The 12,632-nt window shown below is 67.4% G+C and carries 12 protein-coding genes; 8 read left to right on the top strand and 4 right to left on the bottom strand.

Annotated features, from left to right (window positions below; all coding sequences use genetic code 11):
* Window positions 1-31 precede the first annotated feature (31 nt).
* The 4 genes from ACWFRF_RS15845 to ACWFRF_RS15830 all read right to left on the bottom strand — a co-directional run bounded on the left by ACWFRF_RS15845 (window position 32) and on the right by ACWFRF_RS15830 (window position 4,883).
* Window positions 32-901 carry a potassium-transporting ATPase subunit C gene (locus ACWFRF_RS15845; protein WP_452450584.1) on the bottom strand — a complete coding sequence of 290 codons (870 nt, stop codon included), beginning with the start codon at window positions 899-901 and terminating at the stop codon, window positions 32-34.
* Window position 902: 1 nt separating this feature from the next.
* The gene (kdpB, locus tag ACWFRF_RS15840; RefSeq protein WP_452450582.1) at window positions 903-3,044 is read right to left on the bottom strand and encodes a potassium-transporting ATPase subunit KdpB; all 2,142 of its coding nucleotides are present in this window, start codon (window positions 3,042-3,044) and stop codon (window positions 903-905) included.
* Window position 3,045: 1 nt separating this feature from the next.
* On the bottom strand, window positions 3,046-4,716 hold the full coding sequence (kdpA, locus tag ACWFRF_RS15835; protein WP_452450581.1) for a potassium-transporting ATPase subunit KdpA: 1,671 nt from the start codon (window positions 4,714-4,716) through the stop codon (window positions 3,046-3,048).
* Window positions 4,717-4,799: 83 nt separating this feature from the next.
* A complete protein-coding gene (locus tag ACWFRF_RS15830) occupies window positions 4,800-4,883 on the bottom strand; it encodes a potassium-transporting ATPase (RefSeq protein WP_067449012.1) in 84 nt (27 codons plus the stop codon).
* Between the two features lie 436 nt (window positions 4,884-5,319).
* On the opposite strand from ACWFRF_RS15830, the gene ACWFRF_RS15825 reads away from it, so the two are divergent.
* The 8 genes from ACWFRF_RS15825 (at window position 5,320) to ACWFRF_RS15790 (ending at window position 12,501) form a co-directional block, all read left to right on the top strand.
* Window positions 5,320-7,842, top strand: a complete 2,523-nt coding sequence (locus ACWFRF_RS15825; RefSeq protein ID WP_378992154.1) for a sensor histidine kinase — start codon at window positions 5,320-5,322, stop codon at window positions 7,840-7,842.
* A gap of 121 nt (window positions 7,843-7,963) precedes the next feature.
* Window positions 7,964-8,635 (top strand): response regulator, encoded by a 672-nt coding sequence (locus ACWFRF_RS15820; RefSeq protein ID WP_378992399.1) that lies wholly within the window; start codon window positions 7,964-7,966, stop codon window positions 8,633-8,635.
* Window positions 8,636-8,725: 90 nt separating this feature from the next.
* A complete protein-coding gene (locus ACWFRF_RS15815) occupies window positions 8,726-9,169 on the top strand; it encodes an OsmC family protein (protein ID WP_378992155.1) in 444 nt (147 codons plus the stop codon).
* Window positions 9,166-9,501 carry an acylphosphatase gene (locus ACWFRF_RS15810; protein ID WP_378992157.1) on the top strand — a complete coding sequence of 112 codons (336 nt, stop codon included), beginning with the start codon at window positions 9,166-9,168 and terminating at the stop codon, window positions 9,499-9,501. The genes ACWFRF_RS15815 and ACWFRF_RS15810 overlap by 4 nt, the downstream gene beginning before the upstream one ends.
* A 31-nt stretch (window positions 9,502-9,532) precedes the next feature.
* On the top strand, window positions 9,533-10,282 hold the full coding sequence (locus ACWFRF_RS15805) for a hypothetical protein (protein ID WP_378992158.1): 750 nt from the start codon (window positions 9,533-9,535) through the stop codon (window positions 10,280-10,282).
* On the top strand, window positions 10,283-11,446 hold the full coding sequence (locus ACWFRF_RS15800) for a glutathionylspermidine synthase family protein (protein ID WP_378992159.1): 1,164 nt from the start codon (window positions 10,283-10,285) through the stop codon (window positions 11,444-11,446).
* Window positions 11,447-11,481: 35 nt separating this feature from the next.
* Window positions 11,482-11,937, top strand: a complete 456-nt coding sequence (locus ACWFRF_RS15795) for a DUF350 domain-containing protein (RefSeq protein WP_062986928.1) — start codon at window positions 11,482-11,484, stop codon at window positions 11,935-11,937.
* Between the two features lie 87 nt (window positions 11,938-12,024).
* Window positions 12,025-12,501, top strand: a complete 477-nt coding sequence (locus tag ACWFRF_RS15790; RefSeq protein ID WP_378992161.1) for a DUF1707 SHOCT-like domain-containing protein — start codon at window positions 12,025-12,027, stop codon at window positions 12,499-12,501.
* Window positions 12,502-12,632: the final 131 nt, after the last annotated feature.

The raw sequence follows: 12,632 nt of genomic DNA, 5'->3' as shown, positions 1-12,632 counted from the left end.
CAGCGATGGTCGCGGCCCCGATTGCTGTGCTTCAGCCTTCGAACGGGTAGCGGGCGTCGAGATCGAGGTTGAGTTCGACGACGTTCACCCGTGGCTCTCCGAGGAATCCGAGCGTGCGCCCGTCGGTGTGCGCGGCGAGTAGTTCGCGCACCTGGGTGGCGGTGATGCCGCGTGCTTCGGCCACCCGGTCGACCTGGATGGTCGCGTATTCGGGGGAGATGTGGGGGTCGAGACCGCTGCCGCTCGCGGTGACCGCGTCGGCGGGGACCGTGGCCTCGGCCGGCGCGTCACCGAGGATCGGGATGATCCGGCCGACGGCGTAGTCCTCGCCCTCCTGCGCACACTCCACGGCGACGCCGCGGAACGTGGTCAGGAACGGTCGCGCGGGGCAGAGTTCGTTGACGCTGACCACCTGCACCGGCCGCGACACGTCGCCGTCGGCATCACGCGGCCCGATCACCGAGAGCGCCGCGCCCACACCGTCTTTCGTGCAGAACTGCCGGGCGCCGTCGACCCCCTCACGGTCGCCGACCTCCTTCGAACGGGCGCACACGGTGGTGAGCAGGCTGGTGCGGTCGGTGGTGTCGACAATGTCCTCCGGGCCGAGATTGCTCGCGGCGGTGGACAGCGGGTCGTAGCCGTCGCCCGCGGCCGACGGGCGGCTCTGGAAGTACTGCGCCATGGCCTTGCCGTCGGCGCCGGCGAACGACTGCCCGATCAGGCTGGAGCCCACCAGTTTTCCGTCCCGCTCGATGAGCGAGCCGTCGGCCTTGTTGTCGAGTCCGGGCAGCTGAGCGACCGCGAAAACCGCCACGGGATAGATGATTCCGGTGATCGCGGTCAGCACGAGCAGGGCGCGCAGGGCGGCCAGGTGCTGGCGGATCCAGGTTGACATACGCATTTCAGGACATCCCGGGGAGGAGTTGGACGAACAGATCGATGACCTTGATGCCGAGGAACGGCGCGATGATGCCGCCGAGGCCGTAGATCGTCAGGTTGCGGCTCAACAGCTTCGAGGCGTTGCTCGGCCGATAGTTGACACCGCGCAGCGCGAGCGGGATGAGCGCCACGATGATGATCGCGTTGAAGATGACCGCGGACAGGATCGCCGACTGTGGGCTGGCCAGGCGCATGATGTTGAGTGCGTCCAGACCGGGGAACAGTGCCACGAACAGCGCGGGAATGATCGCGAAGTACTTGGCGATGTCGTTGGCGATCGAGAACGTGGTGAGCGCGCCACGGGTGATCAGCAACTGCTTGCCGATCTCCACGATCTCGATCAGCTTGGTCGGATCCGAGTCGAGATCGACCATATTGCCCGCCTCTTTGGCGGCCGAGGTGCCGGTGTTCATCGCCACGCCCACGTCGGCCTGAGCCAGGGCGGGAGCGTCGTTGGTGCCGTCACCGGTCATCGCGACCAGGCGGCCGCCGTCCTGTTCGGACTTGATCAGCGCGAGCTTGTCCTCCGGCGTCGCCTCGGCGAGGAAGTCGTCCACGCCCGCTTCGTCGGCGATCGCCTTGGCTGTCAACGGGTTGTCGCCGGTGATCATGACCGTCCGGATGCCCATGCGGCGCATCTCGTCGAAACGTTCCCGCATGCCCTGCTTGACGACATCTTTGAGATGGATGACGCCGAGCAGACGCGGTGTTGCGTCGCGGACTTCACCGACCATCAGCGGGGTGCCGCCGGAGGCGGAGATGCCGTCGACGATCGCCGAAGCCTCGGCCGGGATCGAACCACCCTGGGCGCGAACCCATTCGGTGACCGCACCCGCTGCCCCCTTGCGCAGCTGGTGCCCGTCGGCCAGGTCGACCCCCGACATGCGGGTCTGCGCGGTGAACTCGACCCAGGTGGCCCCGGGCAGTTCACCCGCGCTGCGCTCGCGCTTGTTGAACACCTCCTTGGCGAACACAACGATCGAGCGACCCTCCGGCGTCTCGTCGGCGAGGCTGGACAGCTGTGCCGCGTCGGCCAGGTCGTCGTCGAGAACGCCGGGTACCGGGATGAACGCGGCTGCCTGGCGGTTGCCGAGGGTGATCGTTCCGGTTTTGTCCAGCAGCAGTGTGTTCACATCGCCCGCGGCTTCCACCGCACGACCGGACATGGCCAGCACATTGCGCTGCACGAGGCGGTCCATGCCCGCGATGCCGATGGCCGAGAGCAGCGCGCCGATGGTGGTGGGGATGAGGCAGACCAGCAGCGAGACCATCACGATGCCGGTGATGCCGTGCGCGTCCAGCGCCGAGGTGTCCGGCACGCCGGGGTTGTTCGACTTGGCGAAGACGGCCAGCGGCTGCAGGGTGGTCACCGCGAACACGAAGATGATCGTGAGCGCGGCCAGCAGGATGTTGAGCGCGATCTCGTTCGGTGTCTTCTGCCTGCTCGCACCCTCGACGAGGGCGATCATCTTGTCGATGAAGCTGGCGCCGGGCTCCTGGGTGATCCGCACGACGATCCGGTCCGAGAGCACCGTGGTGCCGCCGGTGACGGCCGAGCGGTCGCCGCCGGATTCCCGGATCACGGGCGCGGATTCACCGGTGATGGCCGATTCGTCCACCGAGGCGATGCCTTCGACGACGTCACCGTCGCCGGGGATGATCTGGCCCGCTTCGACGACGACGTAGTCGCCGCGTCGCAGTTCGGGAGCCGCGAGGCGTTCCTCGACGATGCGCCCACCCGGTGTCCAGTCGGCCAGGCGGCGGGCGATGGTGTCGGTCTTGGCTTTGCGCAGCGAGTCGGCCTGCGCCTTGCCGCGCCCCTCCGCGACGGCTTCGGCCAGGTTCGCGAAAACGACGGTGAGCCAGAGCCAGACGACGATCGCCCAGGCGAAGAAGCTCGGGTCGGCGATGGCGAGGATGGTCGACCACACGGCGCCGATCTCGACGATCAGCATTACCGGGTTCTTCCACAGCGTGCGCGGATCGAGTTTGCGCACGGCGTCGGGAAGGGAGGTGAGCAGCAACTTCGGGTCGAGGACGCCGCGTTGTACGCCCTTGGTGCGGTGTTCGGGCTGCGGTGCGGATTCTAGTGTGGGAGTGGTCATTTCAGTGGATTCCTTCGGCGAGCGGCCCGAGCGCGAGAGCGGGCAGGAAGGTGAGCGCGACCAGGATCACCGTCACGCCGACGACCATGCCGACGAACTGCGGCCGGTGCGTCGGCAGCGTGCCGATCGACGCGGGGGTGGTGCCCTGCTGGGCCAGCGAACCCGCGAGTGCCAGCACGATGATGATCGGCAGGAATCGGCCGAACAGCATCGCGAGGCCGAGTGCGGTGTTGTACCACTCGGTGTTGCCGGTGAGACCGGCGAAGGCGGAACCGTTGTTGTTGGCCGCGGAGGTGAAGGCGTACAACACCTCCGACATGCCGTGTGGCCCGCCGTTGAGCATGCTCGCTCGTTGTCCCGGCAAGGCCATGGCCACCGCCGTGCCGACCAGGACGATCAGCGGGCTCACCAGGAAATACGTCGCCGCCAGCTTGATTTCGCGCGGGGTGATCTTCTTGCCCAGGTATTCCGGGGTACGTCCGACCATCAGGCCCGCGACGAACACCGTGATCACGGCGAGGATCAACATACCGTAGAGACCGGACCCGACACCGCCGGGCGCGACCTCGCCCAGCTGCATGTTGAACATCGTCATCATGCCGCCGAGGCTGGTGTAGGAATCGTGGAACGAGTTCACCGCGCCGGTCGAGGTGAGCGTGGTCGCGCCGGCGAAAGTGGCCGAATCGGCGACGCCGAAACGGGTTTCCACGCCTTCCATGGAAGCGCCGATCGCGGTCGGCACCGTGCCGTGGTGCTGGAGCTGGAACAGGTTGGTCAGCGAGATGCTGGCCAGGGCGATCGTGCCCATCACCGCCACGATCGCGTAGCCCTGCTTGGTGGAACCGACCATCCGGCCGAAGGTGCGCGGCAGTGAGAACGCGATCACCATCAGCAGGAAGATCTCGAGGAAGTTCGTCCAGGTGCTCGGGTTCTCGAACGGGTGCGCGGAGTTCGCGTTGTAGAAGCCGCCGCCGTTGGTGCCGAGTTCCTTGATGACTTCCTGGCTGGCCACCGGACCGCCGGTGATCGTCTGTTCGGCGCCGCCGATGGTCTGCGCGACCTGATCGTGGAGGTGGAAGTTCTGGATGACGCCGCCCGCGACCAGCACGATCGCGAACACGAACGCCAGCGGAAGCAGAATGCGCAGGGTGCCGCGCACCAGGTCGACCCAGAAGTTGCCGAGGTCGCCGGTGTGGCGACGGGCGAAGCCACGCACCAGCGCCACCGCCACCGCCATGCCGACAGCCGCGGAGACGAAGTTCTGCACCGCGAGACCGGCCATCTGCACCAGGTGACCCTGGGTGGACTCACCGGAATAGTTCTGCCAGTTGGTGTTGGTGACGAAGCTGACCGCGGTGTTCCACGCGAGCGCGGGGGTCATCTCGGTGCCGGGATCGTCGAGGTGCAGCGGCAGCGCGCCCTGCACCAGCTGGAAAAAGAACAGGAACAGCACGCTGACCGCCGAGAACGCCAGCACGCTGCGGGCATAGACGGGCCACGTCTGCTCGACCTCGGGCTTCGCGCCGATGGCGCGCAAGATCAGCCGCTCGACGCGGGAGTACTTGTCGCTGCTGTAGACCCGGTACATGTAGTCGCCCAGCGGCACATGCACCAGGGCGAGCGCGAGAACCAGAGCCGCCACGAAGACGATCCCCGCAGTAGTCGTGTTCACCTAGAACCTCTCGGGGAAGAGCAGCGCCGCGACCATGAAGACGGCGACTCCGGCAGCCAGCGCGAGACCTACAAGGTTCGCGATCACAGCTTCTCCACCCCTCGCTGGATCAAGCCCAGCAGCGCGAAGATCGCCACGGTGAGCACCGTGAACACCACGACAGACATTTCCAACCTCCTTGCGCTCCGAGGTGGAGCACCTAGGTGAGTGAAACGCCGGATCGCGGCTCGGCGTGGCTTCCTTACGACTCCTTAGCGCCTCGGGGCCCGGCCTTTGCGCAACGTTGACGCCGCCGATGGGTGTGAGGATGCCGTCAAAGCAGGCGCGATAGCTGTCAACACACCGTAAAGATCGAGATCACGCGCCTGTTCGGGCGGTAGAAAGTGGGCACCGGTCGGCGAATGGCGCCGGCGGTCCCTGGTGCACGGAAAGTGAGATCGCGGTGTCGGTAGTGACCCTTGCGGTGATTTTCGGTTTTGCCGGATCGCTGCTGTTGATCCGGATACTCGGTCGGCTGAACACCTCGCACGCACCGATGGTGAGCGTCGGTGTGTTGCCGGTGCGCACGTCGGCTCCGGCGCGTCGACACGCGATGATGGACCGGTGAAACGCGGACAACTGCGCATCTACCTCGGTGCGGCGCCGGGCGTGGGCAAGACCTACGCCATGCTCGGCGAAGCGCATCGGCGGTCCGAACGTGGCCGTGATGTGGTGGCGGCCGTCGTGGAGACGCACGGGCGTAAGAAGACCGCCGAACTTCTGGACGGCATCGAGCAGATTCCGACCAAGACGGTCTCCTATCGCGGGACCGAGTTGCCCGAACTCGATGTCGATGCGGTACTCACGCGCAAGCCCGCGGTGGTGCTGGTCGACGAACTGGCGCATACGAACGCACCGGGCAGCGTGCACGAGAAGCGTTGGCAGGACGTGGAGCAACTCCTGGCCGCGGGTATCGACGTGATCTCCACGGTGAACGTGCAGCACCTCGAGAGCCTCAACGATGTGGTCCAGCAGATCACCGGGATCGAGCAGCGGGAGACCGTGCCCGACGCGGTGGTGCGCGGCGCCGATCAGGTGGAACTGGTCGACCTGACACCGGAAGCGTTGCGGCGCAGGCTTTCTCACGGGAATGTCTACGCCGCCGACAAGGTCGACGCGGCGCTGCGCAATTACTTCCGCCCCGGCAATCTCACCGCGCTGCGCGAACTCGCGCTGCTGTGGCTGGCCGACCAGGTCGATGCGGCGCTGGCCCGGTACCGGGCCGACCACAAGATCACCGAGCTCTGGGAGGCGCGTGAACGCGTCGTGGTCGCGGTCACCGGTGGTCCCGAGTCGGAGACGGTGGTGCGCCGGGCCGGGCGGATCGCGTCCAAGTCCAGTGCCGATCTGGTCGTGTTGCACGTGGTGCGCGGCGACGGGCTGGTCGGGGTGTCGACCGAACGGATGACCAAGCTGCGCGATCTCGCCGCCGGTCTCGACGCCTCGCTGCACACCGTGACCGGCGACGACGTGCCCACCGCGCTGCTGGAATTCGCGCGAGAGGTCAATGCCACCCAGCTGGTACTCGGCACTTCGCGGCGTTCGCGCTGGGCGCGGATGCTCGATGAGGGCATCGGCTCCACCGTGGTGCAGCGCTCGGGCAAGATCGACGTGCACATGGTGACGCACGAGGAGGCCAATCGCGGGGTGCGCAGGCATTGGCTGCGTCCGAGGCGGCCGGTGAGCGCGTGGCCCGCGGCGGTGATCGTGCCGGTGCTGGTGAGCGCGATCTGCGCGGTATTCCTCGACGGGTGGTTGCAGCTGGGCGGGCTCAGCGCCATGTTCTTCGTCGGCGTGGTCGCGGTCGCGTTGTTCGGCGGTATCGTTCCCGCCGGTCTGTCGGCGCTGTTGTCGGGGCTGCTGCTCAACTGGTACTTCACCGACCCGCGCTTCAGCTTCACCATCGCCGAGCCGGACAACTTCGTCACCGTGGTCGTGCTGCTCATCGTCGCGGTGGCCGTGGCGGCGCTGGTCGATGTCGCGGCGAAGCGAACGCTGCAGGCGCGCAAGGCATCCCGGGAAGCCGAGCTGCTGACGATGTTCGCCGGATCCGTGCTGCACGGCGCCGACCTGAACAACCTGCTCGAGCAAGTCCGCGAAACCTACGGCCAGCGCGCGGTGAGTGTGCAGTGCGGCGATCGGATCGTCGCCGCGGTCGGTCCCGAACCACCGACACGTCCCTCCGATGCCGAGACCGTCATCGAAGCCGGTGACGCGCAGAGTCACCTGCTGCTCGCCGGTCGGTCGATCGACTCCTCCGATCGGCCGGTGCTCAACGCGGTCGCCAATCAGGCGGTCGGGCTGGTGCGCCAGGCCCGATTGGCGGAGGAAGCCAGCGCGGCGGCGGCGCTGCTGGAAGCCGACCGGCTGCGCCGTGCGCTGTTGTCGGCGGTCAGCCACGATCTGCGCACGCCCCTGGCAGGCGCGAAAGCGGCCGTGTCCAGCCTGCGCAGCGACGACATCGAATTCTCGGCGGAGGACACCGGCGAACTGCTGGAGGCGATCGAGGAATCCGTCGACCAGCTGACCGCGCTGGTGGGCAATCTGCTCGACTCCTCGCGACTGGCGGTCGGCGTCGTCACGCCGCAGTTGCGACAGGTGTACATGGACGAGGCGGTACATCGCGCGCTGGTGAGTGTCGGCATGGGCACCCGTGGCCTGCGCCGCGCGGCGATGGACCGGGTGAAGGTCGAGGTCGATGAGGTTTCGGTGCTCGCCGACAGCGGTCTGCTCGAACGCGTCCTGGCCAACCTGATCGATAACGCCCTGCGCCATTCCGGTCGCGAGTCGCCCGTGCGGGTGACTGCCGAACACGACGGTGACCGGGTGTCGATCGCGGTTGTCGACGTCGGCCCCGGCGTCCCGTCCGGCACCGAAGAGCAACTGTTCGAACCCTTCCAGCGCCTCGGCGACCGCGACAACACCACCGGCGTCGGCCTCGGCCTGTCCGTGGTCCGCGGCTTCGTCGAAGCAATGAGCGGCACCGTCCACGCCGAGCCGACCCCGGGAGGTGGGCTCACGATGCTCGTCGATCTGCCGTCCGGCACACCCGCGGCGCCGGCACACGTCGACTCCCGAGGAAAGTGAGCACATGGGCAACTCATCGGGGACGGGCGAACCGGTCCGCCGGCCGCCGGCGGTGGACGACCACGCGCAGGAGGCCGATCCGAAGACGCGGGGAGGCGGGGCAGCGCATCCCCCGGTCAAAGTGCTCGTCGTCGATGACGAGCCACAGATCGTCCGCGCCTTGCGGATCAATTTGTCGGTGCGCGGGTACGAGGTCCTGACCGCGGGAAACGGCGCCGCCGCCTTACGGGTGGCGGCCGAAAAGCACCCCGACGTCGTCATTCTCGACCTCGGTCTGCCCGACATGGACGGGATCGAGGTGCTGGCCGGACTGCGTGGGTGGTCGCCCGCACCGGTGCTCGTGCTGTCGGCGCGCACCGATTCGGCCGACAAGGTCGAGGCGCTCGACGCCGGCGCCGACGACTACGTGACCAAGCCGTTCGGGATGGACGAACTGCTGGCCCGGCTGCGCGCGGCGGTGCGTCGTGGTGCCAGCGCGACCGATGCGGGCGACCCGATCGTGGTCACCGACTCGTTCACCGTCGACCTCGTCGCCAAGAAGGTCACCAAGCAGGGTGTGCCGGTGCACCTGACGCCCACCGAGTGGGGGATGCTCGAGATGCTGGTGCGCAATCGCGGAAAACTGGTGGGGCGCAAGGAACTACTGCGCGAGGTGTGGGGTCCGGCCTATGCCACCGAGACCCATTACCTGCGGGTCTACCTCGCGCAGTTGCGGCGCAAACTCGAAGACGATCCGGCCAACCCGCGCCATCTGCTCACCGAGGCGGGGATGGGGTACCGCTTCCAGGAATGAGCGTGCGCCCGGTCACGTGACCGGAATGCCGGGAGTGGCGTGGACGTTCCCAGGCGTGGATCGTCGTCGAGCGAATGGCAGGATCAAGGCATGGCTGAGCAGATCGCACCCGTGACCAACGCCCCCACCGAACTGTGGGTCGAGCGCACCGGAACCCGCGCCTACACCGGGCGCAGCAACCGTGGCGCCGAGGTGTTGATCGCCTCCCAGGGCGTGCCGGGCGCCTTCACCCCGGGTGAGTTGCTGAAGATCGCGCTCGCGGGCTGCACCGGGCTCAGCTCCGATTTGCCGTTGTCGCGTCGCCTCGGCGACGAGTTCGACGCCACCATCCGCGTCTCGGGCGATGCCGACCGCGAGAACGAGCTCTACCCGCAGCTCGACGAGGTCCTCGAACTCGACCTGTCCGAACTCGACGAGGCCGCCCGCGAACGACTACTGGTCACCGTGCAGCGTGCTGTCGACAAGGTGTGCACCGTGGGCCGCACGCTCAAAGCGGGCACGAAGGTGACGCTGACCTTCAACATCGACGCATGAGCGAGGAGCCGGTTCGGCTGAGCGCGTGGGTGCACGGGTACGTGCAGGGCGTGGGATTCCGGTGGTGGACGCGGTCGCGCGCACTGGAACTCGGCTTGGTCGGCTACGCGCGCAACCACAGCGACGGTCGCGTCCACGTTGTCGCCGAAGGGCCACGAACGGCGGGCGAGAAATTGCTGGAACTGCTACGGTCCGGCGAAGCGCCCGAGAGCTCGCACGCTGTCGGGCACGTGACACATGGTCTGTCCGGGCGTGCTCCTGGGCGGGTAGACCTGGTTGTGGAAAGCTGGGAGCCCGTGCGGGGCGACATGACGGGATTCGAGGAGCGCTAGTGGTGACTTCGGGGGCTAGGGGGCGGCAGCGGTGAGCACACAGAACCCTGGTCCGCCCGATCGACCGGAACAACCCTCGAACGGCGAGCCCGAGAGATCGCCGTGGACCCCGCCCGACTCCGGCGCGGGCTGGACCCCGCCGGACCCGGGTTCGGCACCGTCCGATCCGAATGCCGGTGCGACGCCAGCGGACCCGGTGTTCGGCGGGGGCGGGCATCCCGTCGGCCAACCGCAACCCGGCCGGATGTCACGGCAGGAACCCGGCGTCACCCAGCCACGTCCACCCACTGTCGGTGAGGCGCGCGCCAGGGACAAGGCCCGCAGGCAAGCCGAAGAGGCCGAGCGGGCAGCGGTCGCGGCGGCCGAGGAGAAGCGGCGCAACCGTAAACGCGTGATGATCGGCGGTGTCGCCATCGTGGGCGTCGCCGCGCTGGTCGGTGGCGGTTACCTCGCCTACCGGGCGATCACCGCACCCGACCAGGTCACGGCCTCGTGCGTGCAGATCGACCAGAACGGGCAGGAAGTCGTTGTCCCCGACGACAACTGCGGCGACGGCAAGACCAATTTCCGCAGTGAGGGCTCCGGCGGTCACGGCGCCGGACTGCTGATTCTGGGCTGGCCGCAGTACCGCTACCACTACGGCGGCACACCGACGATCGGCAAGCCACCCACGGGCGGCACCTCGGTGAAACCGCGCAATGCCCAGATCACGACCAAGAGCGGCACCACGGTGCAACGCGGCGGACTCGGCAGCAAGTCGACCGGGGGGAGTGGGTCGTAGATGCGGCGCACCAAGAGCACCCCACGCCAGGACTGGCAGCAGATCGTCGAGAAGCAGGGCCTCGTCTACGGCGCGCCGGGGCGCGATGCCAGCGGTCAGCCGCGCCCGTACTGGGACGAGTCGGTGCACTACGAGTTCTCGATGGACGAGATCCTCGCGCTGGAAGCCGATGTGGAACTGCTGCAATCGATGTGTCTGCACGCCGTCGAGCACGTGGTCCTCACCGAGCGCTTCGCCGATTTCGGTCTGCCGGAATGGACGTGGGGCCCGATCGCCGAATCATGGCGTCGCAGTGACCCTTACGTGTACGGCCGCTTCGACCTGCGCTACGACGCGCGCCGCCCGGCCAAGCTGCTGGAATACAACGCCGACACCCCCACCTCGCTGCTCGAGGCCGCGATCATCCAGTGGCACTGGTTGCAGCAGGTGTATCCCGGTGGCGACCAATGGAATTCGCTGCACGAGAAACTGGTGGAGCGCTGGACCGAGCTGCGCGGCGTGCTGCCCGGTACCGAACTGCACTTCACCTGGTCGGGCGCCGACGCGACCGGCGAGGACAATGTCACCACCGCCTACATGCAGGAGACGGCGGCCGAGGCCGGGTTCGACACGGTCGCGCTGCCGATCGAGGAAGTCGGTTTCGACACCGAGCTGAACCGGTTCGTCGATCTGGCCGAGGCGCCGATCGAGGCGATCTTCAAGCTGTATCCGTGGGAGTGGATCCTCGACGACGACTTCGGCAAGCGCGTGGTCGGCAGCCTGCCCGCGACCGCGTGGATCGAACCGCTGTGGACCACATTGCTGAGCAACAAGGCGATCCTGGCGATCCTGTGGGAGATGTATCCCGGTCATCCCAATCTGTTGCCCGCGTACCTGGACAACCCGCACGAGCTCACCGAATACATTCGCAAACCCAAGCTCGGCCGCGAGGGCGCGAACATGACCATCGTCGGTCCCGGCATGGAGACCGCGACCGGCGGCGTCTACGGCGCCGAGGGTTTCGTCTACCAATTGCTCGATCCGCTACCGGAATTCGACGGGATGCGCCCGGTGCTCGGCGCCTGGGTCGTGGGTGACACCGCGGCGGGGCTGGGCATTCGGGAGACCGCCGGCCTGATCACCGATGACGGCGCCGCGTTCGTGCCGCACCGCATCGTCGACTGACACCTGACCTCACAACATTGTTCGAAAGGACCACGATGACCGCCCTCGCCCTGGAATCGGGTTATTGGAGTGCGCTCGGTGAAGGCGTCGGCGCCATCATCCTGTACTGCCTGATCGGCCTCGCCCTCATGCTGATCGGCTTCTTCGCCATCGACCTGACCACGCCCGGCAAGCTGCGCGACCTGGTGGTGGCGGGTAAGCCGAACGCGATCATCGTCTCGGCGGCCGGGATGATCAGCATGGCGTTCATCGTCGTGTTCGCGGTGCTGGCCACCGGCGGCAGCGGCAAGCTGTCGGAAGGTCTGATCGCGGCGATCATCTACGGCCTGGTCGGCATCATCGCGCAGGTGATCTCGGTACGGGTGATCGAGAAGGTCACCGGCATCGACATCGGCCGCACGCTGCACGCCGAGACCTACACCCCCGAGGTTCTCGTCGTCGCCGCCGCGCACTTCGCGCTGGGTCTCGTGGTGGCCTTCGCCATTCTCTGAACGAGGGTGATCGGTTGACATCGCACTGTGGAGGGTGGACGCTGGAAACCAGCACTCCACCGTGGATGTGACCGAGAGGACGTCGGCATGGATATCACCCCGGGTACGCGCGCGTCCGACGCCGAACGCAACGCGATCGTCGCCCAGCTGGGCACACATCTGGCCGACGGCAGGCTCGACCTGGGCGAATACGATCTGCGCGTGGCCAAGGTCTACGCGACCACCACGCGCGACGAACTCGCCGTCGTCCTGTCCGACCTGCCCGCGCTGACGAAACAGCAGCAAGCGGACGTACCGGTCGAACGCAAGCCCGGTACACGGTTCCCGATCTGGCAGCGCATCGAGGCGGGCAGCTGGCTCGGCGTCAGCGTGATCGTGCTGGTCATCTGGGGTCTGATCTCCTTGACCGCGGGCGAGCTCACCTACTTCTGGCCGATGTGGGTGATCGGCCCGTGGGGCGCGGTCCTGGTCTTCCGCGTGATCACCGGCTGGGAAGCGACTCCCGGCACCCAGACCCACTTGCGTCAACTTCAGAAGCAGATGAAGCACATCAATCCGCACTGACCGCAAACTTGCCGCTACGTCCGCTAGGCTTTCGCGAGCACATGGGTAACTCGTCGGGAACCGGCTGCCCGAGTCACCCCCATCACCGCTGGCCGCGTGCGATGCCCGCACGCACCTAGGTCTGGCCTGAT

It is taken from the genome of Nocardia sp. NPDC055165, from assembly GCF_053606985.1.
The sequence above is the reverse complement of the archived record's forward strand: the minus strand, read 5'-3'. Positions and strand labels throughout refer to the sequence as shown.

What these genes read in the sequence shown, in the direction of transcription:
- ACWFRF_RS15845 (WP_452450584.1), bottom strand. Translation starts at nt 901, where the DNA reads ATGCGTATGTCAACCTGGATCCGCCAGCACCTGGCCGCCCTGCGCGCC.
- ACWFRF_RS15790 (WP_378992161.1), top strand. Translation starts at nt 12,025, where the DNA reads ATGGATATCACCCCGGGTACGCGCGCGTCCGACGCCGAACGCAACGCG.
- ACWFRF_RS15810 (WP_378992157.1), top strand. Translation starts at nt 9,166, where the DNA reads ATGAGCGAGGAGCCGGTTCGGCTGAGCGCGTGGGTGCACGGGTACGTG.
- ACWFRF_RS15830 (WP_067449012.1), bottom strand. Translation starts at nt 4,883, where the DNA reads ATGTCTGTCGTGGTGTTCACGGTGCTCACCGTGGCGATCTTCGCGCTG.
- kdpB (WP_452450582.1), bottom strand. Translation starts at nt 3,044, where the DNA reads ATGACCACTCCCACACTAGAATCCGCACCGCAGCCCGAACACCGCACC.
- ACWFRF_RS15800 (WP_378992159.1), top strand. Translation starts at nt 10,283, where the DNA reads ATGCGGCGCACCAAGAGCACCCCACGCCAGGACTGGCAGCAGATCGTC.
- ACWFRF_RS15795 (WP_062986928.1), top strand. Translation starts at nt 11,482, where the DNA reads ATGACCGCCCTCGCCCTGGAATCGGGTTATTGGAGTGCGCTCGGTGAA.
- ACWFRF_RS15815 (WP_378992155.1), top strand. Translation starts at nt 8,726, where the DNA reads ATGGCTGAGCAGATCGCACCCGTGACCAACGCCCCCACCGAACTGTGG.